21 protein-coding genes are annotated in these 23,884 nt (G+C 64.9%); 5 read left to right on the top strand and 16 right to left on the bottom strand.

The genetic code is table 11. The features are described from left to right. Window positions 1-107: 107 nt before the first annotated feature. A complete protein-coding gene (locus tag V8683_RS18970) occupies window positions 108-785 on the top strand; it encodes an outer membrane lipoprotein (protein ID WP_411189933.1) in 678 nt (225 codons plus the stop codon). A gap of 110 nt (window positions 786-895) precedes the next feature. Here V8683_RS18970 and iscX read toward each other — a convergent pair whose 3' ends face one another. The 12 genes from iscX to V8683_RS18910 form a co-directional block, all read right to left on the bottom strand. Next, complete coding sequence (gene iscX / locus V8683_RS18965) at window positions 896-1,093, bottom strand: Fe-S cluster assembly protein IscX (protein ID WP_322014038.1); 198 nt, start codon at window positions 1,091-1,093, stop codon at window positions 896-898. A gap of 22 nt (window positions 1,094-1,115) precedes the next feature. Next, window positions 1,116-1,457: an ISC system 2Fe-2S type ferredoxin gene (fdx, locus tag V8683_RS18960; RefSeq protein ID WP_411189934.1), complete on the bottom strand. Its 342-nt coding sequence runs from the start codon at window positions 1,455-1,457 to the stop codon at window positions 1,116-1,118. 182 nt (window positions 1,458-1,639) lie between these two features. Continuing rightward, the gene (hscA, locus tag V8683_RS18955) at window positions 1,640-3,511 is read right to left on the bottom strand and encodes a Fe-S protein assembly chaperone HscA (protein ID WP_411189935.1); all 1,872 of its coding nucleotides are present in this window, start codon (window positions 3,509-3,511) and stop codon (window positions 1,640-1,642) included. 101 nt (window positions 3,512-3,612) lie between these two features. Beyond that, the gene (gene hscB / locus V8683_RS18950; protein ID WP_411189936.1) at window positions 3,613-4,149 is read right to left on the bottom strand and encodes a Fe-S protein assembly co-chaperone HscB; all 537 of its coding nucleotides are present in this window, start codon (window positions 4,147-4,149) and stop codon (window positions 3,613-3,615) included. An 83-nt stretch (window positions 4,150-4,232) separates the two neighbouring features. After that, window positions 4,233-4,556 carry an iron-sulfur cluster assembly protein IscA gene (gene iscA / locus V8683_RS18945; RefSeq protein ID WP_027793501.1) on the bottom strand — a complete coding sequence of 108 codons (324 nt, stop codon included), beginning with the start codon at window positions 4,554-4,556 and terminating at the stop codon, window positions 4,233-4,235. Window positions 4,557-4,664: 108 nt separating this feature from the next. Further along, window positions 4,665-5,066 carry a Fe-S cluster assembly scaffold IscU gene (iscU, locus tag V8683_RS18940; protein ID WP_411189937.1) on the bottom strand — a complete coding sequence of 134 codons (402 nt, stop codon included), beginning with the start codon at window positions 5,064-5,066 and terminating at the stop codon, window positions 4,665-4,667. A gap of 79 nt (window positions 5,067-5,145) precedes the next feature. After that, entirely contained in the window at window positions 5,146-6,369 is a 1,224-nt protein-coding gene (locus V8683_RS18935; RefSeq protein WP_411189938.1) for an IscS subfamily cysteine desulfurase, read from the bottom strand. Between the two features lie 67 nt (window positions 6,370-6,436). Continuing rightward, window positions 6,437-6,970, bottom strand: coding sequence for a Fe-S cluster assembly transcriptional regulator IscR (gene iscR, locus V8683_RS18930; RefSeq protein ID WP_411189939.1), 534 nt, complete (start codon window positions 6,968-6,970; stop codon window positions 6,437-6,439). 173 nt (window positions 6,971-7,143) lie between these two features. Then, window positions 7,144-7,626 (bottom strand): low molecular weight protein-tyrosine-phosphatase, encoded by a 483-nt coding sequence (locus V8683_RS18925; protein WP_411189940.1) that lies wholly within the window; start codon window positions 7,624-7,626, stop codon window positions 7,144-7,146. A gap of 55 nt (window positions 7,627-7,681) precedes the next feature. Continuing rightward, the gene (locus V8683_RS18920) at window positions 7,682-7,924 is read right to left on the bottom strand and encodes a hypothetical protein (RefSeq protein ID WP_411189941.1); all 243 of its coding nucleotides are present in this window, start codon (window positions 7,922-7,924) and stop codon (window positions 7,682-7,684) included. A 152-nt stretch (window positions 7,925-8,076) separates the two neighbouring features. Next, window positions 8,077-9,513, bottom strand: coding sequence for a lactate utilization protein B (locus V8683_RS18915; RefSeq protein WP_411189942.1), 1,437 nt, complete (start codon window positions 9,511-9,513; stop codon window positions 8,077-8,079). A gap of 83 nt (window positions 9,514-9,596) precedes the next feature. Next, window positions 9,597-10,319, bottom strand: a complete 723-nt coding sequence (locus V8683_RS18910; RefSeq protein ID WP_411189943.1) for a (Fe-S)-binding protein — start codon at window positions 10,317-10,319, stop codon at window positions 9,597-9,599. A gap of 175 nt (window positions 10,320-10,494) precedes the next feature. Here V8683_RS18910 and V8683_RS18905 point away from each other — a divergent pair, with 175 nt between their 5' ends. Continuing rightward, window positions 10,495-11,301, top strand: coding sequence for an IclR family transcriptional regulator (locus tag V8683_RS18905; protein ID WP_411189944.1), 807 nt, complete (start codon window positions 10,495-10,497; stop codon window positions 11,299-11,301). Window positions 11,302-11,389: 88 nt separating this feature from the next. On the opposite strand, the gene pbpG is transcribed toward V8683_RS18905, so the two are convergent. After that, on the bottom strand, window positions 11,390-12,583 hold the full coding sequence (pbpG, locus tag V8683_RS18900; RefSeq protein ID WP_411189945.1) for a D-alanyl-D-alanine endopeptidase: 1,194 nt from the start codon (window positions 12,581-12,583) through the stop codon (window positions 11,390-11,392). A 698-nt stretch (window positions 12,584-13,281) separates the two neighbouring features. Here pbpG and V8683_RS18895 point away from each other — a divergent pair. Next, window positions 13,282-13,860, top strand: a complete 579-nt coding sequence (locus V8683_RS18895) for a phasin family protein (RefSeq protein WP_027793491.1) — start codon at window positions 13,282-13,284, stop codon at window positions 13,858-13,860. A gap of 220 nt (window positions 13,861-14,080) precedes the next feature. Here V8683_RS18895 and lpdA read toward each other — a convergent pair whose 3' ends face one another. The 3 genes from lpdA to aceE all read right to left on the bottom strand — a co-directional run bounded on the left by lpdA (window position 14,081) and on the right by aceE (window position 20,369). Continuing rightward, window positions 14,081-15,850 (bottom strand): dihydrolipoyl dehydrogenase, encoded by a 1,770-nt coding sequence (gene lpdA / locus V8683_RS18890; protein WP_411189946.1) that lies wholly within the window; start codon window positions 15,848-15,850, stop codon window positions 14,081-14,083. Between the two features lie 94 nt (window positions 15,851-15,944). After that, on the bottom strand, window positions 15,945-17,594 hold the full coding sequence (gene aceF / locus V8683_RS18885) for a dihydrolipoyllysine-residue acetyltransferase (protein ID WP_411189947.1): 1,650 nt from the start codon (window positions 17,592-17,594) through the stop codon (window positions 15,945-15,947). A gap of 78 nt (window positions 17,595-17,672) precedes the next feature. After that, window positions 17,673-20,369 (bottom strand): pyruvate dehydrogenase (acetyl-transferring), homodimeric type, encoded by a 2,697-nt coding sequence (gene aceE / locus V8683_RS18880; RefSeq protein ID WP_411189948.1) that lies wholly within the window; start codon window positions 20,367-20,369, stop codon window positions 17,673-17,675. A gap of 290 nt (window positions 20,370-20,659) precedes the next feature. Here aceE and fixL point away from each other — a divergent pair, with 290 nt between their 5' ends. Together fixL and fixJ are read left to right on the top strand one after the other, a co-directional pair. After that, window positions 20,660-23,188: an oxygen sensor histidine kinase FixL gene (gene fixL / locus V8683_RS18875; protein WP_411189949.1), complete on the top strand. Its 2,529-nt coding sequence runs from the start codon at window positions 20,660-20,662 to the stop codon at window positions 23,186-23,188. Next, window positions 23,185-23,829 carry an oxygen response regulator transcription factor FixJ gene (fixJ, locus tag V8683_RS18870; protein WP_027793486.1) on the top strand — a complete coding sequence of 215 codons (645 nt, stop codon included), beginning with the start codon at window positions 23,185-23,187 and terminating at the stop codon, window positions 23,827-23,829. The genes fixL and fixJ overlap by 4 nt, the downstream gene beginning before the upstream one ends. The last annotated feature ends 55 nt before the right edge of the window (window positions 23,830-23,884 follow it).

Below are 23,884 nucleotides of genomic sequence, written 5' to 3'. Positions count from 1 at the left end.
GTGCCTCTCCGCACACGGCGTGGGTTACAAATTGAAACCCGCCGGGAATCGTTCTGGCTCAGACTATGTCTTACAAAAACCAACTCTGCTAAAAGACGGAGCTTGTCATGAACCAGCCTGATCCGAACACCTCACGCAAACGCCTTCACCCCCTGATCGCCGCGGCAGCGGCGGCCGTCATCGTCGCGAGCCTCGCGGCCACGGCGGCCATCACCGGCGTCTTCCCGAAGGCCTCCAGCACTACCGAACAGAACGCGCAAACGCAGACCGGCGAAACGGCCATGACGACGGCTTCGCAGCCGGTCGTCGACTCCACCCAGCCGGCAGCGCCCGCGCAAATGGCGCAGAACAACGCGCCCGTGCAGCCGTCTCCCGCGGCTCAGCCCGCGCCGGCCCAGTATGGTCAGCAGCCGCAGCAAGATGCGCAGCAAGCGCCGCCTGCCCAGGCCCCATGCGAATCGTGCGGCACGGTCGAGGCCATTTCCGCCGTCAAGCATGAAGGCCACGGCACGGGCATAGGCGCCGTGGGCGGCGCGGTGGCAGGCGGCCTGATCGGCAACCAGTTCGGCGCGGGCACCGGACGCGCCGCCATGACGGTGCTGGGCGCGGTTGGCGGCGGCTTCGCCGGCAACTCGGTCGAAAAGCACATTCGCAGCACGACGAGCTATTCGGTGCGCGTGCACATGGAAAACGGCAAGACGCGCTATTTCACCTACCACGACGCGCCGCCATTTCAGCAAGGCGAGCGCGTGCGCGTGGAGAACGGCACGCTCGTCGCGGCCTGACGCTACCGCCTAATATCCTGGCCGCAAACAAAAAGGCGATTCGCCCCTTGGGGTGAATCGCCTTTTTCATGTCAAGCAACAACAGACAACCCGGTGAGCCAATCGACGGTTCAATAGCCGGCGTCCTCGATCCACGCGGCCTGGATCGCCTCGAGGATTTTCTCGTTCGAACGCTCGGGATCGTCGTCGAAGCCTTCGAGCTCCGTGATCCAGCGATGCAGATCGGTGAAGCGTACGTATTGCGGATCGACCTCCGGGTGAGTGTCCGTCAGTGCCACCGCGATGTCCTGCACATCGGTCCATTTCATGGCTGCACGCTCCTCGTTGGGCTTAGTGGTTTTCCTTCGCGTGATTGATCGAGTACCGCGGAATCTCGACCACCAGATCGTCGTTCTCCGGCACGAGCGCCTGGCAGGACAGCCGCGAGGTCGGCTCCAGACCCCACGCCTTGTCGAGCAGATCGTCCTCGGCTTCCTCGGACGGCTCGAGCGCATTGAAGCCTTCGCGCACGATCACGTGACAGGTCGTGCATGCGCACGACTTCTCGCAGGCATGCTCGATCTCGATGCCGTGTTCGAGCAGCGCGTCGCATACGCTTTCGCCCGGCTTCGCTTCGATCACCGCGCCCTCCGGGCACAGTTCGACATGGGGCAGCACCACGATTTGAGGCATTGTGAATTCCGTATCCAATAACATTCGTATCGAGCGCAGTGCCCCGTCCTCGACGGCGGCCTGAGCCCATTCTACTGGCGCCGCGCGGTTTCCTGCATCGGGAAAGCACGCAGACGCCGCGGCGCGGGAATCGTCCACGCGCCGCTTTTATTCCGCTTCTCTCGCGGTTCTCGCGTGACGCGTCAGCCGATCTCGTCGAGGCGCTTGCCGGCCAGCGCGCGCTTGATGCCCTTGTCCATGCGGCGCGCGGCGAACTCGTCGGTGCCTTCGGAGAGCGCCTTCGTCGCCGTCTCGATGACGTCGGTGTCGTCGCCGGTTGCAACGTTGCGCAGCGCGTCCATGAGCGCGTCGAGTGCCTTGCGCTCATCGGCATCGAGCAGCTCGCCATCGGCAGCGAGCGCCGCCAGGGTCGCTTCAAGGATGCGTTCGGCTTCCACCTGCGCCTCGCGCAGCGCGCGGGCGCGCATGTCCACCTCTGCCGTCTTGAAGCTGTCTTCGAGCATCTTCGCGATTTCGTCGTCGGCGAGACCGTAGGACGGTTTCACCACAACCGACGCTTCCACGCCCGAATGCTGTTCGCGCGCGAACACGGAGAGCAGGCCGTCCGCGTCCACCTGGTAGGTCACGCGAATGCGCGCGGCACCTGCCACCATCGGCGGGATGCCGCGCAACTCGAAGCGGGCGAGCGAGCGGCAGTCGGAGACGAGCTCGCGCTCGCCCTGAACGACGTGGATCGCCATGGCCGTCTGGCCATCCTTGAACGTCGTGAAGTCCTGCGCGCGCGCGACAGGAATGGTCGAGTTGCGCGGGATGATCTTCTCGACGAGGCCCCCCATCGTCTCGACGCCGAGCGAAAGCGGAATCACGTCGAGCAGGAGCCAATCGTCTTCGCCGCCGCGGTTGCCCGCGAGCAGGTCGGCCTGGATCGCCGCGCCGAGCGCCACCACCTGGTCCGGGTCCAGGTTCGTGAGCGGCGCCTGGCCGAAATGCTGCTCGACGGCGCGGCGGATCACGGGCATACGCGTCGCGCCGCCCACCAGCACCACCCCCTTCACGTCCTTCGGCGCGACCTTCGCGTCGCGCAGGGCCCGCTTCGTCGGCGTGAGCGTGCGTTGCACGAGTGCCTGCGTCAGCGCTTCGAAACGCGCTTCGTCGATCGTCAGCGCGATCGCCTTGCCGCTCGACAACGTCACGTCGATGCGCGCCTCGGGCGCCGACGACAGGGCTTCCTTCGCCTCGCGCGCGTGGTCGAGCAAGAGGCGCACGTCTTCGGGCGCGAGCGCCGCGCGCTCGACGCCGCTTTGCGCGAGTACGTAGTCGAAGAGCGCGTGGTCGAAGTCGTCGCCGCCAAGCGCCGAATCGCCGCCGGCCGCGAGCACTTCGAACACGCCCTTCGTGAGCTTGAGGATCGACAGGTCGAACGTACCGCCGCCGAGGTCGTACACGGCGTAGAGACCTTCGGCGCCGTTATCCAGGCCATAGGCAATGGCCGCCGCCGTCGGCTCGTTCAGGAGGCGCAGCACGTTCAGGCCCGCGAGACGCGCGGCATCCTTGGTCGCCTGGCGCTGCGCTTCGTCGAAGTACGCGGGCACCGTGATGACCGCACCGACGAGTTCGTCGCCGAGCGTATCTTCCGCGCGCTGGCGCAGCGTCGCGAGAATTTCCGCCGAGACTTCGACGGGACTCTTCACGCCGTCCACGGTCTGGATCTGCACCATGCCCGGCGCGTCGACGAATTCGTACGGCGCGTTCGCGGCGCCTTCGACATCGGCCTTGCCGCGTCCCATGAACCGTTTGACGGAGACGATCGTGTTGCGTGGGTCGGTCGCCGCCTCGGCCTTCGCGGTGCGGCCGATACGGCGCCCGCCATTCGCGAGATAGCGCACGACGGACGGCAGCAGCACGTGGCCTGCTTCGTCGGGCAGCACGTCGGGCACGCCGCTGCGCACCGCGGCGACCAGCGAGTTCGTCGTGCCGAGGTCGATGCCGACCGCGAGCCGCCGTTGATGCGGCGCCGGCGCCATGCCGGGTTCGGAGATTTGCAGTAGTGCCATCTGTGTGATCTGTGTGATCTTGCCCGGGCCTTTCGGCCCGTGTCTCTTCAATCCGTTCAGGCTCACGCCCTGCCCGCTCCGCGGGCTGGCGCGAACCCCCTTCAGTCTTCCAGACGCTCGATCTGCGCGTCGATCTCGCTCGCCACGCGCTCGATGAACATCAGTTGACGCACCGCCTCGGCGGCCGCCTGGTTCGAACCGCTGCCGATCAGCGCCGCGAGCTTCGCGAGCCGGGTACGCTCGTCGTCGCGCAACTCGCCCGCGAGCGCGTCGAGCGCATCGACGTTCTTCGCGCCAACGGCATCTTCGATCGCCTCGCGCCATTCCATCTGCTGCATCAGGAACGCAGGCTCCATCGCCGTGTTGCTCTCCGCGCCGACGTCGATCCCGCGCAGATGCAGCATGTACTTCGCACGCCTGAGCGGGTCGCGCAGCGTCTGGTACGCCTCGTTCGCGCGCGTGGCCCACTGCATCGCGACGCGCTTTTGCGCATCGCCGGCCGCGGCGAAACGGTCGGGGTGCACCTGCGCCTGTACCGTGCGGTAGGCATGGTCGAGCGCGTCGGCGTCGACTTCGAACTGCTCGGGCAGACCGAAGAGAATGAAATGGCTATCGGAGAGCGAAGAAAGCGAGGTCATCGCGAGGTCATCGAATTGTGTGCCGCATCCATCAAAAGTCAAAAAGGCGGCACAGGCCGCCTTTACACCTACATCGCGCGGGCTCAGACGCGGAACGACTCGCCGCAGCCGCACTCGTCCTTCACGTTCGGATTGTTGAACCTGAAGCCTTCGTTGAGCCCCTCGCGCACGAAATCGAGCTGCGTGCCGTCGATATAGGCGAGGCTCTTCGGATCGACGATGACCTTCACGCCATGGCTTTCGAAGACGTTGTCTTCGGCTGCGAGTTCGTCCACGTACTCGAGCTTGTAGGCGAGCCCCGAGCAGCCCGTCGTGCGCACGCCAAGACGCAGACCCACGCCCTTGCCGCGCCGGGTCAGGTACTTCTGCACGTGCTGTGCCGCTTTTTCCGTCAACGTAATTGCCATAGCGTTTTCGTCACGCCGCAGCGCAACCCTGCCTGCATTCAAAGTCGTTAATCCCGCAGCGCGCGGCTTTAGCCGAACGCTGCGCTCCTGCCTCGCCCGCTGACCCGCTCAGGCCTCGGCCTTCGCGTCCGTCGTATGACGCTGACGGTAATCGGCCACGGCTGCCTTGATCGCGTCTTCCGCGAGTATCGAGCAGTGGATCTTCACCGGCGGGAGCGCGAGCTCTTCCGCGATCTGCGTGTTCTTGATGGAGAGCGCCTGATCGAGCGTCTTGCCCTTCACCCACTCGGTCACGAGCGAGCTCGACGCGATCGCCGAACCGCAGCCGTAGGTCTTGAACTTCGCGTCTTCGATCACGCCGTCCGCACCCACGCGGATCTGCAGCTTCATCACGTCGCCGCAGGCCGGCGCGCCGACCATGCCCGTGCCCACCGTGTCGTCGTCCTTCGAGAACGAGCCGACGTTGCGCGGGTTTTCGTAGTGGTCCAGAACCTTTTCGCTATATGCCATGATCACACTCCTTCAATTCGTTGGCCGCGCTGCATTTCAGTTGCGCTGCGGCCGGGTCGTTGTTCGGCGCTGCGCTGTCTTAGTGCGCGGCCCACTGGATGGTCGAGAGATCGATGCCGTCCTTGTGCATTTCCCACAGCGGCGACAGTTCGCGCAGCTTGGCGATCTTCGACTTCAACAGGTTGATGACGTAGTCCACGTCCTGCTCAGTCGTGAAGCGGCCCACCGTGAAGCGGATCGAGCTGTGCGCCAGCTCGTCGTTGCGGCCGAGCGCGCGCAGCACGTACGACGGTTCCAGCGAAGCCGACGTGCACGCCGAACCCGACGACACCGCAACGTCCTTCACCGCCATGATCAGCGACTCGCCTTCGACGAAGTTGAAGCTGATGTTCAGGTTGTGCGGGACACGCTGCTCCATGTCGCCGTTCACATAGGTCTCTTCGATCTCCGAAAGACCGCGCAGCAGCTTGTCGCGCAGCATGCGCACGCGCTCGTTCTCGGTCGCCATTTCTTCGCGCGCGATACGGAACGCTTCGCCCATGCCCACGATCTGGTGCGTGGCGAGCGTGCCCGAGCGCATGCCGCGCTCGTGACCGCCGCCGTGCATCTGCGCTTCGATGCGCACGCGCGGCTTGCGGCGCACGTACAGCGCGCCGATGCCCTTCGGGCCGTAGGTCTTGTGCGCCGAGAACGACATCAGGTCGACCTTGAGCTTTTGCAGGTCGATGGGCGCCTTGCCTGTGGACTGCGCAGCATCCACGTGGAAGATGATGCCCTTCTCGCGGCAGATCTCGCCGATCGCCTCGATATCCTGGATCACGCCGATCTCGTTGTTCACGTGCATGACGGAAACGAGGATCGTGTCGGGACGGATCGCGGCCTTGAAGGCGTCGAGGTCGATCAGGCCATCGTCCTTGACGTCCAGATACGTGACTTCGTAGCCTTCGCGCTCGAGTTCGCGGGTGGTGTCGAGCACGGCCTTGTGCTCGGTCTTCACCGTGATGATGTGCTTGCCCTTGCTCTTGTAGAAGTGCGCGGCACCCTTGATCGCGAGGTTGTCCGATTCGGTGGCGCCGGAGGTCCAGATGATTTCGCGCGGATCGGCGTTGACGAGCGCGGCGACGTTCTCGCGCGCTTCCTCGACGGCGCGTTCCGCATCCCAGCCGTAGGCGTGGCTGCGCGACGCCGGATTGCCGAACTGCTCGCGCAGGTACGGAATCATCTTGTCCACCACGCGCGGGTCCACAGGCGTCGTCGCGCTGTAGTCCATGTAGATGGGCAGGTGGGGAATGTCGTTATTCATCTATCGCTCCGGGGAATCTGTCTGCTGCTCTGTGTATTGCGCTGGCCGTGGTCCGGGATCGCGGGGATCAGGAGCCGGCCATGTTGAATATGGAGTTGGGCCCAAGCGGGACCGTGCGCACCGGCTCGACGACCGGCGTTTCCGTGCGGCGGTCGCGCAGGACCGTGGACGCGGCGCCTTCGCGGGCGCGCTGCTTGTCCACGAGATCCTTGAGGGACACCGAATCGAGGTACTCCACCATCTTCTGGTTCAGCGTGGACCAGAGCTCGTGCGTCATGCAATGGCCGTCGTGCTGCTTGGTGCCCTCGCAGGCGCCCTTGCCGCCGCACTGGGTGGCGTCGAGCGGCTCGTCCACGGCGATGATGATGTCGGCAACGGTGACATCCTCCGCGCGGCGCGCGAGGTTGTACCCGCCGCCCGGCCCGCGGACCGATTCGACGATTTCATGACGGCGGAGCTTGCCGAACAGCTGTTCGAGGTACGACAGCGAGATGTGCTGGCGCTGACTGATACCCGCAAGCGTCACCGGGCCCTGCTCCTGGCGCAGGGCCAGGTCGATCATCGCCGTGACGGCGAAACGGCCTTTCGTGGTGAGTCTCATGATGTAGGGGAACCGCAATTCTCGACAATTTTCGTCAAGTATAAATACATGACTAGTTTAGTCAAGTATCCGCGCCGCCATCTGGGTTATTAGGCATGTTGCGAAAAGCCCCATGCAGCCCACAGCAGCCAAACGGCGCAAACCGTGAATCGTGGTTTGCGCCGGCCATTGTGCTACTCGGCGAGGCGGGTACGCAGCGCCGCCAGCAAGCCCTCGCAGGCCGTCTCGCACTGATCGAGAACCGTTTCGAAGCCCGCCTCGCCGCCGAAATAAGGGTCGGCGACGATGCGCGTGTCCAACTGCGGCGCGAACTCCATCAGAAGACGGATCTTGTCGCGCGCCGCGGGCGGCGCCACTTTCTGCAGCGCCGTGATGTTCGCGTCGTCCATCGCGACAACGAAGTCGAAGCGCTCGAAATCGCCGGCGCCGATCTGGCGGGCGCGCAACGGCGCGAGATCATAACCGCGGCGATGGCCGGCGCGCTGGGCCCGCTCGTCCGGCGCCTCGCCCAGATGCCAGTCGCCCGTGCCCGCCGAATCGACGTCGATGCGCCCATCCAGCCCCGCCTGCCCGACCATGTGCCGCATCACGGCCTCGGCCGTGGGCGAGCGGCAAATGTTGCCGAGGCAGACAAAGCAGACGGAAACCTTGTTCATCGAATCGACAGTCCTGAGCGGCGAGCCAAACTGTTAATTATACAAAGCCGGGCGCTCAGATGGCACGTACCGGCGGCAGCGCCTCGCCGGCGCCGATCGCTTTGACGGGGGCTTTGACGGGCGCCGGGCCCTCGCTGCCAACGAGGCCGTACGACACGGCACGCGCCAGTTCGGCGCTCAGCTGGTCGGCTGCGAGCGGCATTTGCTGCTGCGTCGTATTCCATGCATGCGCCCATGCGATAGCCGCGCAGGGCACGATCAGCGCCAGCGGCCAGTACACCGATATTTTCTTTTTCATGATGCGGACTCTCTCGACTAGAGGGCGATCAGTGCGGGACGCACTATCGCCAGTCGAAATGATATAGACATCCGCAATCAGGAAAAACCCGGCAACGCCGAACACACTGTTGCCGCAAGTTAAACAGTGGACGAGTTCGATTCGGCAGCGAGTCAGCCCGCGGTCTGCCGGCGCGTCGCATCGAGATGCGTACGCTGGGCCGCGTAGAGTTCGCGGAAGGTACGCCCGACCGGTGCGGGCATGTCGCGGCCCTCGGTCCAGCCCCGCGCCAGCGGCAGCTTGCGGATGAGCCGCGCCTGCCCGCCCAGACGCTCCAGCACGCGTACGCCCAGCTTCGTCAGCGTGGCGTAGGCGCCCGGGTGCAGCGCGAACCAGCCCCACACCGCGAGCGCGGCCCGCTCGCGCCACGGACGCAGATGGCGTTCGGTCTGTTTCTCGCGCAGCTTGCGCAGCAGGTCGGACAGCGGGATGCCCACCGGGCAGACGCTATTGCACTCGCCGCAGAGCGTGGCCGCCTGCGGGAGGTCGAGCGCCTTCTCGAGGCCCACATAGCTCGGCGTCAGCACGGAGCCCATCGGCCCCGGATACACCCAGCCGTAGGCGTGGCCGCCCACCTTCTGATAGACGGGGCAATGGTTCATGCATGCCCCGCAGCGAATACAGCGCAGCATCTCCTGGAACTCGCCGCCGATGAGCCCCGTGCGGCCGCCGTCCACGAGCACGACGTACATGTGCTCGGGTCCGTCAATGTCGTCCTTGCCGCGCGGACCCGTGAGCACCGAAAAGTAGTTCGAAGTGGCCTGCCCTGTCGCCGAGCGCGGCAAGAGGCGCATGGCCGTCGCGAGATCCTCGAGCGTGGGCAGCACCTTTTCGATGCCGGTCACCGCCACATGCACGCGCGGCATCACCGTGCACATGCCCTCGTTGCCCTCGTTCGTCACCAGCACGACCGAACCGGTTTCCGCCACGAGGAAGTTGCCGCCCGTCACCCCCATGTCCGCCGAAAGGAAATGCGGGCGCAGCATTTCGCGCGCTTCGCGCGTCATGTCGGGAATCTCGGTCAGGCGCGGCCGGTGATGCGTCTTCGCGAAGAGATCGGCGATCTCGTCCTTGTCCTTGTGGACGACGGGCGCAATGATGTGGCTCGGCGGCTCGTTGCCGTTGATCTGCAGGATGTACTCGCCGAGATCGGTCTCGACCGACTGCACGCCCATCCCTTCGAGCACCGTGTTCAGCTGCATCTCCTCGGAAACCATCGACTTCGTCTTGATGACCTTGCGCACGTCGTGCTTGCGCGCAATGTCGGCGACCAGCTTGGCCGCGTCGCGCGCCGTTTCCGCGTAGAGCACCGTCACGCCGCGGCGCGTGGCCTCGGTTTCGAACTGCTCCAGCCAGACATCGAGGTTGTCCAGCGCGCGGTTGCGGCGCGCCTTGAGGGCGGCGCGCGTAGCCGGGAAGTCGATCGCGGTCATCGCCTCGGCACGCGCCGAAACGAACTTCGTCGAGAGCTTCGTAAGGTTCTGCTGGAGGCGCTGATCGGCCAGTTTCTGGCCGGCGCGCGCCTTGAACTGCATCGACTGGACTTGCATGGCTGCGGGATCCTGGGGCGAAGGGCTGCTGAACGAAGGGGACGAAAGGGGCAAGGCGGCCGAACAGAGAAGACGGCCGTGCGTCAAACGTCGCCGGCCAGCACCTGGGCCACGTGCAGCACGCGCGTGGCGGTGTCGCCGGTGCGGCGCAGGCGCCCTTCGATGTTGAGCATGCAGCCGAGGTCGCCCAGCACCACGGCGCCGGTGCCGCTCGCGCGCACGTTCGCGCATTTCTCGTCGGCGATCGCAGTGGAGATCGCGCCGTACTTCACCGCGAACGTGCCGCCAAAGCCGCAGCAGTGCTCGCAGTCCTTCATCTCGCGCACCTCGACGCCGCGCTGCGCGAGCAGCGTGCGCGGCTGCGACTTGACGCCGAGTTCGCGCAGACCCGAGCAGGAGTCGTGATAGGCAACCGGTCCGCGGAATTCGCCAGGCGGCAGCGACACCTTCGCGACGTTGACGAGGAAGTCGGTGAGTTCGTAGACGCGCTCGCGCAAAAGGCCGTAGCGCCGCATCAGTTCGGGGTCGTCGCGGAACAGGTCGCCGTAATGCGCGCGGATCATGCCGCCGCACGAGCCCGAGGGCACCACCACGTAGTCGTACTGCTCGAACTCGCGCAGCGTCTTTTCGGCAAGGTCGCGCGCGAGCCGGCGCTCGCCCGAGTTATACGCGGGCTGCCCGCAGCAGGTCTGCGCGGGCGGCACATGCACCTCGTAGCCCGCCTGCTCCAGCAGCTTGATCGCCGAAAACCCGATTTCGGGGCGCATCGTGTCGATGAGGCAGGTCACGAACAAACCGACTCGCATGGGGACTCCTCTGAAAAACGTCCCCGATTATCCGATGTTTCCGGACAAGCACCAACGCATCGTCTACCCGCCCCGGCGATGGTGCAGCGCGGCGCCCATCCCGCCAGCCGCTTACTTTTTTCACGATACGAGATACAATGCGCTCACCGCCTTACGCGTCAAGCAAATCTGAACCATGAGCGAAAGTGGAAGCACGCCGGATCCGAAGACCTCGATTCAGGTCATCGAGCGCATGATGCGCCTGCTGGACGCGCTAGCCGCGCACAGCGACCCCGTCAGCCTCAAGGAGCTGGCCCAGCGCACCGAACTCCATCCGTCCACGGCGCACCGCATTCTGAACGACATGGTGAGCTGCCGGCTTGTCGACCGTTCCGACCCGGGCACCTACCGGCTCGGCATGCGTCTGCTGGAACTGGGCAATCTCGTGAAGGCGCGCCTTTCGGTGCGCGATGCCGCGCTCACGCCCATGCGCGAGCTGCACCGGCTCACCGGACAGACCGTGAACCTCTCGGTGCGCCAGGGCGACGAAATCGTCTATATCGAACGCGCCTACTCCGAGCGCTCGGGCATGCAGGTGGTCCGCGCGATCGGCGGCCGGGCGCCGCTGCACCTCACTTCGGTCGGCAAGCTTTTTCTCGCCGCCGACGAAGCGAACCGCGTGCGCGCGTATGCCACACGCACGGGCCTCTCGGGCCACACGCGCAACAGCATCACCGATCTCACCCGCCTCGAGCGCGAACTCACGCACGTGCGCCAGCAGTCCTGCGCGCGCGATAATGAGGAACTGGAGTTGGGGGTGCGCTGCATCGCCGCCGGCATCTACGACGACACGGGCAAGCTGGTCGCCGGGCTCTCGCTTTCCGCGCCGGCCGACCGCCTGCAGGATTCCTGGCTCGGCCAGCTAAGCAAGACGGCGCTCGTGATCTCGGAGTCGCTGGGCTACCATTCGCAGCCCGCCGAAGGCAGTGCGCAGCCGGCCTGAACGCCCCGCTGCTTTCACGCCTAAACGACAACGCCCCGCAACTGCGGGGCGTTTTGCATCGGCGTACCGCCAGGCTGGGACCGTTCGATCAGGTCCCCGCGCCGCCCGCGTCCGCGCTCGTGATACGCGGCTGCTGATCGGCACCGCCGTTGTCGAGCCACGCGCGCACGCGCGTCGCGTCGGCAAAGCGCGAGTACTTGCCGCTCGAATCGAGCAGCACGATGATGACCGGACGGTCGTGGATGGTTGCCTGCATCACGAGGCATTCGCCCGCTTCGTTGATGAAGCCGGTCTTCTGCAGACCGATGTCCCACGACGGGTTGCGGACCAGCGCGTTCGTGCTGTTGTAAGCGATGTTGCGCTTGCCGGTGAACACCGTATAGCTGTGATCGGTCGAGAACTGGCGGATCAGCGGGTACTGATAGGCCGCATTGACCATCTTCACGAGGTCACGCGCGCTCGACACGTTCTGGCTCGAGAGACCCGTCGAATTCTCGAAGTGCGTGTCGGTCATGCCGAGTTGCTTCGCCTTCGCATTCATCGCCGCGATGAATGCCGGACGGCCGCCCGGGTAGTAGCGCGAGAGCGCCGCGGCAGCGCGGTTCTCGGAGGCCATCAGCGCGATATGCAGCATGTCTTCGCGCGAGAGCACCGAGCCCACGGAGAGACGCGAGCCCGTGTTCTTCTCGTAGTCGCGGTCTTCGTCGGTGACTTCGATCGACTCCGTGAGCGGCGCCTTCGAGTCGAGGACGACCATCGCGGTCATCAGCTTCGAGATCGAGGCGATCGGCACGACGGCATGCGAATTCTTGTCGAACAGCGGTTCGAGGGTGTTCTGATCGACGACGAAGGCGACGCTCGAGCGCAGCATCAGCGCGTCCGGCGTGTCGTGCAGGCCGAAGGCCTGGCCCACGGTCGGCTGACGCGGCTCATACGCGACGCGCACGGCGTGATGGCGGCCGTTCATCGTGTAGTTGACGCGCCGCTTCCTCACGACGGGACGGGCGTCGTCGTTGGCCGCGACGGTGCGGGTCGCCTTCGACGATTTCTGCGAAGCCTTGGCCGGTGCGCTCGCAGGCTTGACGACCTTTTTGCCTGCTTTTTTGGACTTCGCCTTGGCCGGCGCGGTCGAAGCGGTCGGCGCGGCGTCTTGCTCTGCAGCAAAAGCGCTGGAGGGTAAGGCAATCGTCGCACTGATGGCTACGGAGACAGCCACCGACAGCGCGGTGCTGACCATGGCACCGTGCATCAGTTTGAACGACAGGAGCTTGTCGGATTTCATTGGTGTTCTGGATGAAGCGGCGGGATCGTTCGCCAAGTGTAGTAAAACAACGAAAATTTCGCAAATTTAAGCACTTATCAACGCACATTAAACCGAAGTCTAACTTTCGATTAAGTTCGTCGATAATATGCACGTTTCCGATAGAGCGAGACCATCGAAGCATCCGCCCTCGCGTGGCCGACAAGGCGGCAACCGCGTTTGCACGGAGATTACGGCCCGAGTCCGGTCAAACTTGAATAGGGATATGCCGGAGGGAATGATCGCGAACGGAACGCGCATTCGACTGCAGTCAGTCTTTAACGTTCCCAGGGAGGTTCTGGTGGACCAACCTGGATCATTCTTGCGCAGATATCTACCCACTCCTACAGGAGTGTGAGATGCCACGATCCGAATCTTGCCATATGCGGACTGGATTTGCCGCCCCCCGCCCCGCGTGGGTCGCCGCTACCCTCCGATACGGCGACGCGGACGCCACCGCAGGTGCGACGTTACGTCCCTAATCAGCGCGCATAAGCACCTGTTTAATAACAATTTATCGACATTGTGCGACGCACAATCAGGGCTTGACTTTCCGCCAAGCCATCCTAAAATCGATGTCAATGCTGCGACGCACAAACGTCCGGCAGATCACCCTGAGTCTCGCCACCTATTTATACGGACCGCATCAGACGGTCCGTCATCCTACCAGGAGCGTAAACATGAGTCTGCTGACCCCTGAGCAATTCGCCGCAGCCCAGAAAGCCAATCTCGAAACCCTCTTCGGTCTCACCGGCAAGGCATTCGAGGGTGTGGAAAAGCTCGTCGAATTGAACCTTCAGGCCGTCCGCTCGAATCTGGCGGAATCGCAGGAACAGGCCCAGCGCGCGCTGTCCGTGAAGGACGCGCAGGAACTGCTGGCGCTGCAAGCGAGCTTTGCCCAGCCGCTCGCCGAAAAGCTGCTGTCGTACGGCCGCCACGTGTATGAAATCACGTCGGCCACGCAAGCCGAGTTCGCGAAGGTTGCCGAAGCGCACTACGAAGAGCAGAACCGCAAGGTGCAGTCGCTCGTCGACAACGTCGCCAAGAACGCGCCGGCCGGTTCGGAAACGGCCGTTGCCGTGCTCAAGTCGGCCATCAACGCCGCGAACACGACCTACGAAACGGTGCAAAAGGCCACGAAGCAAGCCGTCGAAATGGCGGAAAGCAACTTCAACGCGGCTACGGCTGCCGCAAGCAAGGCTGCCGCGCAAGCTTCGCGCTCGTCGGCTGCCGCCGCTTCGGCCAAGAAGGCGGTCTGAACGCCCAGTAACGATTGCAGGTGCGCGCTTGGCGTGACGCGTACCTGATTGCCGGATCCGACGCTCGGGCGTGCCCCCGCGGGCACGCCACTCGCCCGGTTGCTTCGACCGGGATTTTTTACGCTCCGGCGCCTCTCGCAGTCTCCAACGAAAAACGGCGCACCCCTCGCGGGGTGCGCCGTTTGCTTTCACGCAAAGAATCGCGCGAAAAGCGCGCCGCTTACTTCTTCTTTTGCGGCGGCAGATCCGTACACACGCCTTCGTACAGTTCGGCAGCCATGCCGATCGATTCGCCGAGCGTCGGGTGCGGGTGGATCGTCTTGCCGATGTCGGTCGCGTCCGCGCCCATCTCGACGGCGAGACACACTTCGCTGATGAGATCGCCCGCATTCAGGCCGACGATGCCGCCACCGATCACGCGATGCGTCTCTTCGTCGAAGAGCAGCTTCGTGAAGCCCTCGTCGCGGCCGTTGGCGATCGCGCGGCCCGAAGCGGCCCACGGGAACACCGCCTTGCCGTACTTGATGCCTTCGGCCTTGCACTGGTCTTCGGTCTTGCCGGCCCACGCCACTTCCGGGTCGGTGTAGGCCACCGACGGAATCTGCAGCGCGTCGAAGTACGCCTTCTCGCCGTGCGCCGCTTCGGCCGCCACGTGGGCTTCATGCACGGCCTTGTGCGCGAGCATCGGCTGGCCGACGATGTCGCCGATCGCGAAGATGTGCGGCACGTTGGTGCGCAACTGCTTGTCGACGTCGATGAAGCCGCGATCCGTCACCGCGACGCCAGCCTTGTCCGCGCCGATCTTCTTGCCGTTGGGCGAGCGGCCCACGGCAACCAGCACGAGGTCGTAGCGCTGCGGCTCGGCCGGCGCCTTCTCGCCTTCGAACGTGACGTAGATGCCGTCTTCCTTCGCCTCGGCCTTCGTGGTCTTCGTCTTGAGCATGACGTTCGCGAAGCGCTTCGCGTTGTACTTCTCCCAGACCTTCACGAGATCGCGGTCCGCGCCGGCCATCAGGCCGTCGAGCATTTCCACGATGTCGATCTGCGCACCCAGCGTCGCGTAGACCGTCGCCATTTCGAGACCGATGATGCCGCCGCCGATCACGAGCATCTTCTGCGGAATCTGGCGCAGTTCGAGCGCGCCCGTCGAATCGACCACGCGCGGATCTTCCGGCATGAACGGCAGCTTCACGGCCTGCGAACCGGCCGCGATGATCGCCTGCCTGAACTTGACGACCTTCTTGCCGCTCTCGCCCACCACTTCCATGTGATGAGGATCGACGAACGTGCCGACGCCCGTCACGACTTCCACCTTGCGTGCCTTCGCCATGCCGGCGAGACCGCCCGTCAGCTTCTTGACGACGCCCGACTTGAAGTCGCGCAGCTTGTCGAGGTCGATCTGCGGCTTGCCGAACGTGATGCCGTGCGAGCCGAGTGCCTCGGCTTCGTCGATCACGAGCGCCGTGTGCAGCAGCGCCTTCGACGGAATGCAGCCCACGTTCAGGCAGACGCCGCCGAGCGTGGAGTAACGCTCGACCAGCACGGTCTTCATGCCGAGGTCGGCGGAGCGGAACGCGGCCGAGTAGCCGCCGGGGCCAGCGCCGAGCACGAGCATGTCGCATTCGACATCGGCGGCGCCGCTGTAGCTGCCGGCCTGCGGCGCGGGCGCCGCGGCTTTCGGAGCCTCGGCAGCCTTCGGCGCCTCCGCCGCCTTGGGCGCTTCGGCCTTCGGAGCCGGCGCAGCCGCCCCTTCGGAGGCCTCGACCAGCGCGATCACGGTGCCCTGCGAAGCCTTGTCGCCCGGCTTGATCTTCACTTCCTTGACGGTGCCCGCGACATCGCTCGGCACTTCCATCGTGGCCTTGTCCGATTCGAGCGAGAGCAGCGTCTGCTCTTTCTCGATGACGTCGCCCGCCTTGATGTTGACTTCGATGACGTCGATGTCCTTGAAGTCGCCGATGTCCGGCACTTTCACTTCGACGAGACTCATGGTGTCCCCTGAGAGATAACCGGCTGCGCCCGCCGCGGCGCGCACGCAGGAAACGCGTGCCGCGCGGCGGCGCAAGCCGGTCGATGAAGCGGTTTTACAGAATCACGCGGCGGAAATCGCCGAGGATCGAGCCGAGGTACGCGTTGAAGCGCGCGGCAGCCGCGCCGTCGATCACGCGATGGTCGTACGAGAGCGACAGCGGCAGCGTGAGGCGCGGCACGAACTGCTTGCCGTCCCACACGGGCTTCATCGCGCTCTTCGACAGGCCGAGGATCGCCACTTCCGGCGCGTTGATGATCGGCGTGAAGTGCGTGCCGCCGATGCCGCCGAGCGACGAGATCGAGAAGCAGCCGCCTTGCATCTGGTCCGGCTTGAGTTTGCCGTCGCGCGCGAGCTTCGAGAGCTCGGCCATTTCCTTCGCGATGTCGACGAGACCCTTCTTGTCCGCGTCGCGGATCACCGGAACGACGAGGCCGTTGGGCGTGTCGGCTGCAAAACCGATATGGTAGTACTGCTTGAAGACGAGATTGTCACCGTCGAGGCTCGCGTTGAAGGTCGGGAACTTCTTCAGCGCCGCGACGCAGGCCTTGATGACGAACGCGAGCATCGTGAACTTCACGCCCGCCTTCTCGTTTTCCTTGTTCAACTGCACGCGCAGCGCTTCGAGGTCGGTGATGTCCGCTTCGTCGTTGTTCGTGACGTGCGGGATCATGACCCAGTTGCGGTGCAGATTCGCGCCGGAAATCTTCTTGATGCGCGACAGCGGCTGCGTATCGATCGGGCCGAACTTCGTGAAGTCGACCTTCGGCCACGGCAGCAGGTTCAGCCCCGCGCCCGCGCCGCCGGCCGGTGCCGCCGCGGCAGCCGGCGCCGCCAGCGCGCCCGTCATCACGCCCTTCACGAACGCCGTAATGTCGTCCTGGGTAATGCGGCCCTTCGGACCCGTACCCGCGACGCGCGCCACGTCGACGCCCAGCTCGCGCGCGAACTTGCGCACCGAAGGCGAAGCGTGGCTCGAACGGCGTGCGCCGCCTTCGCCGGCCTGAATGCTCGGCGCCTGCGCGAGCGCGGACGGAACCGCCGGCGCGGCCTTGGCCGGTGCGGCAGAGGCAGGCGCATCCGACGGCACTTCGACCGGGGCCTTCTGCGCGGGTGCCGCGGCCGCAGCGGCGGCGCCTTCGGCTTCGATCACGAAGATCTCGGTGCCTTCGGAAACCGCATCGCCCACCTTGACCTTCACTTCCTTCACCACACCGGCCACCGGGCTCGGCACGTCCATGGTCGCCTTGTCGGATTCGAGCGTGACGAGCGACTGCTCCTTCTCCACCCGGTCGCCCACCTTCACGGCAACTTCGATCACCGGCACGTCCTTGTAGTCGCCGATGTCGGGGACCTTCACGCTTTGCGCGCCGCCGCCGCTCGCCGCCGGGGCGGCCTGGGGAGCGGCCTGCGGGGCCGGTGCAGCAGCCGGCGCGGGCGCGGCAGCCGGAGCCGCAGCAGCGCCCGCGCCATCCAGCACGAGCACGAGCGAACCTTCCGACACGTTGTCGCCCACTTTGACCTTCACTTCCTTCACCGTGCCCGAGGCCGGGCTCGGCACGTCCATCGTCGCCTTGTCCGACTCCAGCGTGATGAGGGACTGCTCTTTTTCGACGGTATCGCCCGCCTTCACCAGCACCTCGATCACAGGAATGTCCTTGTAATCGCCGATGTCCGGCACTTTGACTTCGATCGCTTGACTCATTGTTAGTGTCTCCGGGGCCGCATAAGAACGCCTCCCCGCTTCGGGGAGGCGCGCTTGCCATGCACAGGGGGTGATGCGTTAGACGGTCATCGGGTTGGGTTTGGACGGATCGAGGTTGTATTTGGCGATGGCATCGCCCACGACCTTGCGCTCGATCTTGCCTTCGTCCGCGAGCGCGTTGAGCGCTGCGACCGTGGTCCAGTAGCGATCGACTTCGAAGAAGTGACGCAGCTTTTCACGCGTGTCCGAACGGCCGAAGCCGTCGGTGCCGAGCACCACGAACTTGCGCGGAACGAGACCGCGAATCTGGTCGACCAGCGCGCGCACATAGTCGGTGGACGCGATGATCGGGCCTTGCGTGTTCTTGAGCAGCTTCTCGACGTGCGATTCGCGGCGCGGCTCGCTCGGGTGCAGCAGGTTCCAGCGCTCGACTTCGTGGCCTTCGCGGGCCAGTTCCGTGAAGCTCGGCACGCTCCAGAGGTCGGCCTCGACGCCCCAGTCGTTCTTCAGCAGGTCGGCGGCGGCGATCACTTCGTTGAAGATCGTGCCCGCGCCCAGCAGTTGCACGCGCGGCGCCTTGGCGTTGTCCGCGCCCTTGCGGAACGCGTACATGCCCTTGATGATGTCGGCCGCCACATGCTCGCCCTGCGGAATCGCCGGGTGCTCGTAGTTCTCGTTCATCACCGTGATGTAATAGAACACGTCCTGCTGGTCCTGCACCATGCGGCGCAGACCGTCCTGCATGATCACGGCGAGTTCGTAGCCGAAGGTCGGATCGTAGCTCAGGCAGTTCGGCACCGAAGCGGCCCACAGGAGCGAGTGGCCATCTTCGTGCTGCAGGCCTTCGCCGTTGAGCGTCGTACGGCCCGCCGTGCCGCCCAGCAGGAAGCCGCGCGAACGCATGTCGCCCGCGGCCCACACGAGGTCGCCGATGCGCTGCATGCCGAACATCGAGTAGAAGATGTAGAACGGCACCATGATCTCGCCGTGCGTCGAGTACGACGTCGCGGCCGCGATCCAGTCGCACATGCCGCCGGCTTCGTTGATGCCTTCCTGAAGGATCTGGCCGGTCTGCGATTCCTTGTAGAACATCAGTTGGTCGGAGTCTTCCGGCACGTACTTCTGGCCGTCCTGATTCCAGATGCCGATCTGGCGGAACAGGCCTTCCATGCCGAAGGTACGCGACTCGTCCGGCACGATCGGCACGACGCGCTTGCCGAGCGCCTTGTCCTTCAGCAGGATGTTCAGGATCCGCACGAACGCCATCGTCGTCGAGATCTCGCGGCCTTCGCCCGTGCCCTTGAGCAGCGGCTCGAACGCGTCGAGCGCCGGCACCGGCAGCGACTCGGCCTTCTGGCGGCGAGCCGGCAGGTAACCGCCGAGGTCCATGCGCTTCTGGCGCATGTAGTCGAGTTCCTTCGAGCCTTCCTCGAACGTCAGGTACGGCACGTCGACGATCTGCTCGTCGGTGAGCGGCAGGCGGAACTGGTCGCGGAACTTCTTGAGCTGATCCACCTGCATCTTCTTTTGCTGGTGGGTGATGTTCATGGCCTGGCCGGCTTCGCCCATGCCGTAGCCCTTGATCGTCTTCGCGAGGATGACGGTGGGCTGGCCCTTCGAATTCGAAGCTTCGTGGAACGCCGCGTAGATCTTGTGCGGATCGTGACCGCCGCGGTTCAGGTTCCAGATGTCCTCGTCGGACCAGTCGGCCACCAGCGCCTTCAGTTCCGGCGTGTTGAAGAAGTGTTCGCGAACATATGCGCCCGACTCCGACTTGTAGGTCTGGTACTCGCCGTCCACGACTTCCATCATGCGGCGCATCAGCGCGCCCGACTTGTCGCGCGCGAAGAGCGCATCCCAGCGGCTGCCCCAGAGGACCTTGATGACGTTCCAGCCGGCGCCGCGGAACTCGCTTTCGAGCTCCTGGATGATCTTGCCGTTGCCGCGCACCGGGCCGTCCAGACGCTGCAGGTTGCAGTTGATGACGAACACGAGGTTGTCCAGACGCTCGCGGCCGGCCATGCCGATGGCGCCGAGCGATTCCGGTTCGTCGGTTTCGCCGTCGCCGAGGAACGCCCAGACCTTGCGGCCGTCGGTCTTCGCAATGCCGCGCGCCTGCAGGTACTTCATGAAGCGTGCCTGGTAGATCGCCATGATCGGGCCGAGGCCCATCGAGACGGTCGGGAACTGCCAGAAGTCCGGCATCAGCCACGGGTGCGGATACGACGAGATGCCCTCGCCGCCCACTTCCTGGCGGAAGTTGTCGAGCTGGTTTTCCGAGAGGCGACCGAGCAGGAACGCGCGCGAGTAGACACCCGGCGACGAGTGGCCCTGCACGAACACGAGGTCGCCGCCATGCTCGGGCGAAGGCGCGCGCCAGAAATGGTTGTAGCCGACGTCGTAGAGCGTGGCAGCCGAGGCGAACGACGCGATGTGGCCGCCCACGTTGGTGTGCTTGCCCGCGCGCAGCACCATGGCCATGGCGTTCCAGCGCGTGTAGGAGCGGATGCGGTGCTCGATGTCCTGGTCGCCGGGATTCTTCGCCTGGCTGGCGACGGGGATCGTGTTGATGTACGGCGTGTTCGCCGAGAACGGCAGGTGCTCGCCATGCACGCGGGCGAATTCGATCTGCTTTTCGATCAGGTAGTGGGCACGGTTGGGACCGATCGCCGAGATGACGCCGTCCAGCGCTTCAAGCCATTCGGCCGTTTCCTGCGGATCTTCATCCTTGTCGGCGGCTACGTACTTCAGGACTTCGTCGGGTACTGCGGACATGCTCGTCTCCTGATTGGGGGAACGCTGTTGAACGGACCATGCGGGCGACTGTTCGGGACGAGCCAGGTCGACCGCAGCATCTTTCGGGCGATTGTAATGACCCCCTGGGGCCTCGCGCAACAAAATTTTCGAATTGCGAGATTGAATTTTATAATGTGGAAAATTGTTGCGGCGCACGCTGAATCGTTCGCGCCCTTGTGGCGATAACGGTCAGTTTGCGCCCGTTTATCGGCGATTTACTGCTTTTTTCGCGGCAATTCCGTGTCTTACGCTGCGCTACAATCCTTGCCATGTTGACCGAACGGCTTTTCGCACGCTCGGCGCGGCCGCCCGGTACGCCCGGCGACTCGTCGCCGTCCCGCTGGCACCACGGACCCTGGTGGTCCAATTCCTATTTGCTGACGCCGCTCCTGTCGATCCTCGTGTTCCTGATCGTCATGAGCCTGATCCTGTGGAGCCTGAACCGCCGCGAACAGCAGCAGCAGGAAGACACGCTCTACCGCAACGTGGCGTGGGCCCAGCAGCAGATCCGCCTGTCGATGACGGGCGCGCAAGAACAGTTGCAGGCGCTCGCGCGCGATCTCGCCGCCGGCCATACGGACCCGCAGTATTTCCAGACGTCCACCACGGACATCATGCAGGGGCATCCCGAGATCCTCTATCTCAACTGGTACACGAGCGAGCAGGAGCCGCGCTGGCCGGCTACGGCCATGCCCGTGTTCGGCCAGCGCCTCGCCAAGCCCAACGACGAGCAGATGGACGAAGCCGTCAAGGCCGCTTTCACCGAGGCGCGCGACACGCGCCGCCAGGTCTATTCGCCGCTCATTTATGACGATCTCGGCAACGGCTACATCACGCTGCAAACACCGGTATACCGCGATCGGGATTTTCTTGGCTCGATCGCGGCCGTGTTCTCGGTCGAAGGCATCCTGAAGCACGACATCCCGCCCGAACTCTCGGCCAAATACAAGATCTCGATCCTCGACGCGAACGACCGCGAGCTCGCCACCACCTCGACGCGCCCGCGCCTGCCGCGCGACGTCTACTACGACCTGCCGCTCGATCCGCCGGGCCAGGGCGTTTCGGTGCGCGTGTACTCGTATCCGCAGATGACCAACTTCACGAACAATACGCTCGTGTGGCTGGTCGCGGGGCTCTCGTGCTTCGTGCTGTGGAGCCTCTGGAGCCTTTGGAAGCACACGCGCCAGCGCTTCGAGGCGCAGCAGGCGCTCTACGCCGAAGCGTTCTTCCGCCGCGCGATGGAAAACTCGGTGCTGATCGGCATGCGCGTGCTCGACATGCACGGCCGCATCACCCACGTGAATCCCGCGTTCTGCCGCATGACCGGCTGGGACGAAAGCGACCTCGTCGGCAAGAATGCGCCGTTCCCGTACTGGCCCCGCGATGCCTACCCGGAAATGCAGCGCCAGCTCGACATGACGCTGCGCGGCAAGGCGCCCTCCTCGGGATTCGAGCTGCGCGTGCGCCGCAAGGATGCCTCGCAGTTCCATGCGCGCCTTTATGTTTCGCCGCTCATCGACAGCTCGGGCCGCCAGACGGGCTGGATGTCGTCGATGACCGACATCACGGAACCGAGGCGCGCGCGCGAAGAACTCGCCGCCGCGCACGAGCGCTTCACCACGGTGCTGGAAAGCCTCGACGCCGCGGTTTCCGTGCTCGCCGCCGACGAAGCCGAACTGCTGTTTGCGAACCGTTACTACCGGCACCTCTTCGGCATCCGCCCCGACGGCCACCTGGAGCTCGCGGGCGGCGGCGGCTTCGATTCCGCGAACGCCTCGTCCGATTCGATCGACATGGTCGACGCCTTCGCGGGTCTGCCGGCCACCGCGCTCACCGAGAGCACGGCGGACGCGCAGGAGGTCTACGTCGAAAGCATCCAGAAGTGGTTCGAGGTGCGCCGCCAGTACATCCAGTGGGTGGACGGCCACCTCGCGCAGATGCAGATCGCGACCGACATCACGACGCGCAAGCAGGCCCAGGAACTCGCCCGCCAGCAAGACGAGAAGCTGCAGTTCACGAGCCGCCTGATGACGATGGGCGAAATGGCCTCTTCGCTCGCGCACGAGCTGAACCAACCGCTCGCCGCGATCAACAACTATGCCTCGGGCACCGTGGCGCTCGTGAAGTCGGGGCGCGCCGCGCCCGACAACCTGCTGCCCGTGCTGGAAAAGACCGCGCAGCAGGCCGTGCGCGCGGGCATGATCATCAAGCGCATCCGCGAATTCGTGAAGCGCTCCGAACCGAAGCGCCAGGCCACGCGCGTGGCCGACATCGTCGCCGACGCCGTGGGCCTCGCCGAAATCGAGGCGCGCAAGCGCCGCATCCGCATCGTGACCGACATGCGCTCGCGCATGCCCGTGATCTACGTCGACCCGGTGCTGATCGAGCAGGTGCTCGTCAATCTGCTGAAGAATGCCGCCGAGGCCATGGCGGGCGCCCGTCCGAACCTCGCAGAGGCGGCCGTGGAGCCCGTGATCCGCGTGGTCGTGAAGCGCGAAGGCGGCAACGTCTGCATCAGCGTCGTGGACCAGGGGCCGGGCGTGGACGAAGCCACGGCCGAACGCCTCTTCGAACCGTTTTACAGCACCAAGTCCGACGGTATGGGCATGGGGCTGAACATTTGCCGTTCGATCATCGAATCGCACCGCGGACGCCTGTGGGTGGTCAACAACGTCGAAGTCGACGGCCACATCAGCGGCGCCACGTTCCATTGCAGTCTGCCGATCGGCGAAGCGGATACGCCGTCTCGCGACGGCTCCGACGAGCCGACTCCAACAACCGTTACGGGAGAGCCATGAACAGCCCAGTCACCACCCAGGAAACCGTCTTTGTCGTAGATGACGATGAGGCCGTACGAGACTCCCTGCGCTGGCTGCTCGAAGCGAACGGCTACCGCGTGCAGTGCTTCAACAGCGCGGAGGAGTTCCTCGAAGCGTACCAGCCGGCGCAAGCCGGACAGATCGCCTGCCTCATCCTGGACGTGCGGATGTCGGGCATGAGCGGGCTCGAACTGCAGGAGCGCCTGATCGCCGACAACACCGCGCTGCCGATCATCTTCGTGACGGGCCACGGCGACGTGCCGATGGCCGTCTCGACCATGAAGAAGGGCGCGATGGACTTCATCGAAAAGCCGTTCGACGAAGCCGAACTGCGCAAGCTCGTCGAGCGCATGCTCGACAAGGCGCGCAGCGAAAGCACCAACGTGCAGCAGCAGCGTGCCGCGGCCGAACGCCTCGGCAAGCTCACGGCGCGCGAGCATCAGGTGCTGGAGCGCATCATCGCGGGCCGCCTGAACAAGCAGATCGCCGACGATCTGGGCATCAGCATCAAGACCGTCGAAGCGCACCGCGCGAACATCATGGAGAAGTTGAACGTCAACACGGTCGCCGACCTGCTGCGTCTCGCGCTCTCCAACAAGCCGCAGCAAGCGCAACAGTAAGCGGTCGGGTCCTCCTGCGTCCCGCGCGCCGGCTGCCCCCGTGGGCATGGCCGAC

The sequence above is a fragment of the Paraburkholderia sp. AV2 genome, from assembly GCF_054968425.1.
This window is presented reverse-complemented; position numbering and strand designations above follow the sequence as displayed.

Excerpts from the sequence above, each read along its gene's own strand:
- V8683_RS18910 (WP_411189943.1), bottom strand. The coding sequence starts at position 10,319 with ATGCGAGTCGGTTTGTTCGTGACCTGCCTCATCGACACGATGCGCCCC.
- iscU (WP_411189937.1), bottom strand. The coding sequence starts at position 5,066 with ATGGCATATAGCGAAAAGGTTCTGGACCACTACGAAAACCCGCGCAAC.
- hscB (WP_411189936.1), bottom strand. The coding sequence starts at position 4,149 with ATGACCTCGCTTTCTTCGCTCTCCGATAGCCATTTCATTCTCTTCGGT.
- V8683_RS18970 (WP_411189933.1), top strand. The coding sequence starts at position 108 with ATGAACCAGCCTGATCCGAACACCTCACGCAAACGCCTTCACCCCCTG.
- fixL (WP_411189949.1), top strand. The coding sequence starts at position 20,660 with ATGTTGACCGAACGGCTTTTCGCACGCTCGGCGCGGCCGCCCGGTACG.
- fdx (WP_411189934.1), bottom strand. The coding sequence starts at position 1,457 with ATGCCTCAAATCGTGGTGCTGCCCCATGTCGAACTGTGCCCGGAGGGC.
- hscA (WP_411189935.1), bottom strand. The coding sequence starts at position 3,511 with ATGGCACTACTGCAAATCTCCGAACCCGGCATGGCGCCGGCGCCGCAT.
- pbpG (WP_411189945.1), bottom strand. The coding sequence starts at position 12,583 with ATGAAATCCGACAAGCTCCTGTCGTTCAAACTGATGCACGGTGCCATG.
- lpdA (WP_411189946.1), bottom strand. The coding sequence starts at position 15,850 with ATGAGTCTCGTCGAAGTGAAAGTGCCGGACATCGGCGACTTCAAGGAC.
- iscA (WP_027793501.1), bottom strand. The coding sequence starts at position 4,556 with ATGGCAATTACGTTGACGGAAAAAGCGGCACAGCACGTGCAGAAGTAC.
- fixJ (WP_027793486.1), top strand. The coding sequence starts at position 23,185 with ATGAACAGCCCAGTCACCACCCAGGAAACCGTCTTTGTCGTAGATGAC.
- iscX (WP_322014038.1), bottom strand. The coding sequence starts at position 1,093 with ATGAAATGGACCGATGTGCAGGACATCGCGGTGGCACTGACGGACACT.
- aceE (WP_411189948.1), bottom strand. The coding sequence starts at position 20,369 with ATGTCCGCAGTACCCGACGAAGTCCTGAAGTACGTAGCCGCCGACAAG.
- V8683_RS18905 (WP_411189944.1), top strand. The coding sequence starts at position 10,495 with ATGAGCGAAAGTGGAAGCACGCCGGATCCGAAGACCTCGATTCAGGTC.
- V8683_RS18935 (WP_411189938.1), bottom strand. The coding sequence starts at position 6,369 with ATGAATAACGACATTCCCCACCTGCCCATCTACATGGACTACAGCGCG.
- aceF (WP_411189947.1), bottom strand. The coding sequence starts at position 17,594 with ATGAGTCAAGCGATCGAAGTCAAAGTGCCGGACATCGGCGATTACAAG.
- V8683_RS18895 (WP_027793491.1), top strand. The coding sequence starts at position 13,282 with ATGAGTCTGCTGACCCCTGAGCAATTCGCCGCAGCCCAGAAAGCCAAT.
- V8683_RS18915 (WP_411189942.1), bottom strand. The coding sequence starts at position 9,513 with ATGCAAGTCCAGTCGATGCAGTTCAAGGCGCGCGCCGGCCAGAAACTG.
- V8683_RS18920 (WP_411189941.1), bottom strand. The coding sequence starts at position 7,924 with ATGAAAAAGAAAATATCGGTGTACTGGCCGCTGGCGCTGATCGTGCCC.
- iscR (WP_411189939.1), bottom strand. The coding sequence starts at position 6,970 with ATGAGACTCACCACGAAAGGCCGTTTCGCCGTCACGGCGATGATCGAC.
- V8683_RS18925 (WP_411189940.1), bottom strand. The coding sequence starts at position 7,626 with ATGAACAAGGTTTCCGTCTGCTTTGTCTGCCTCGGCAACATTTGCCGC.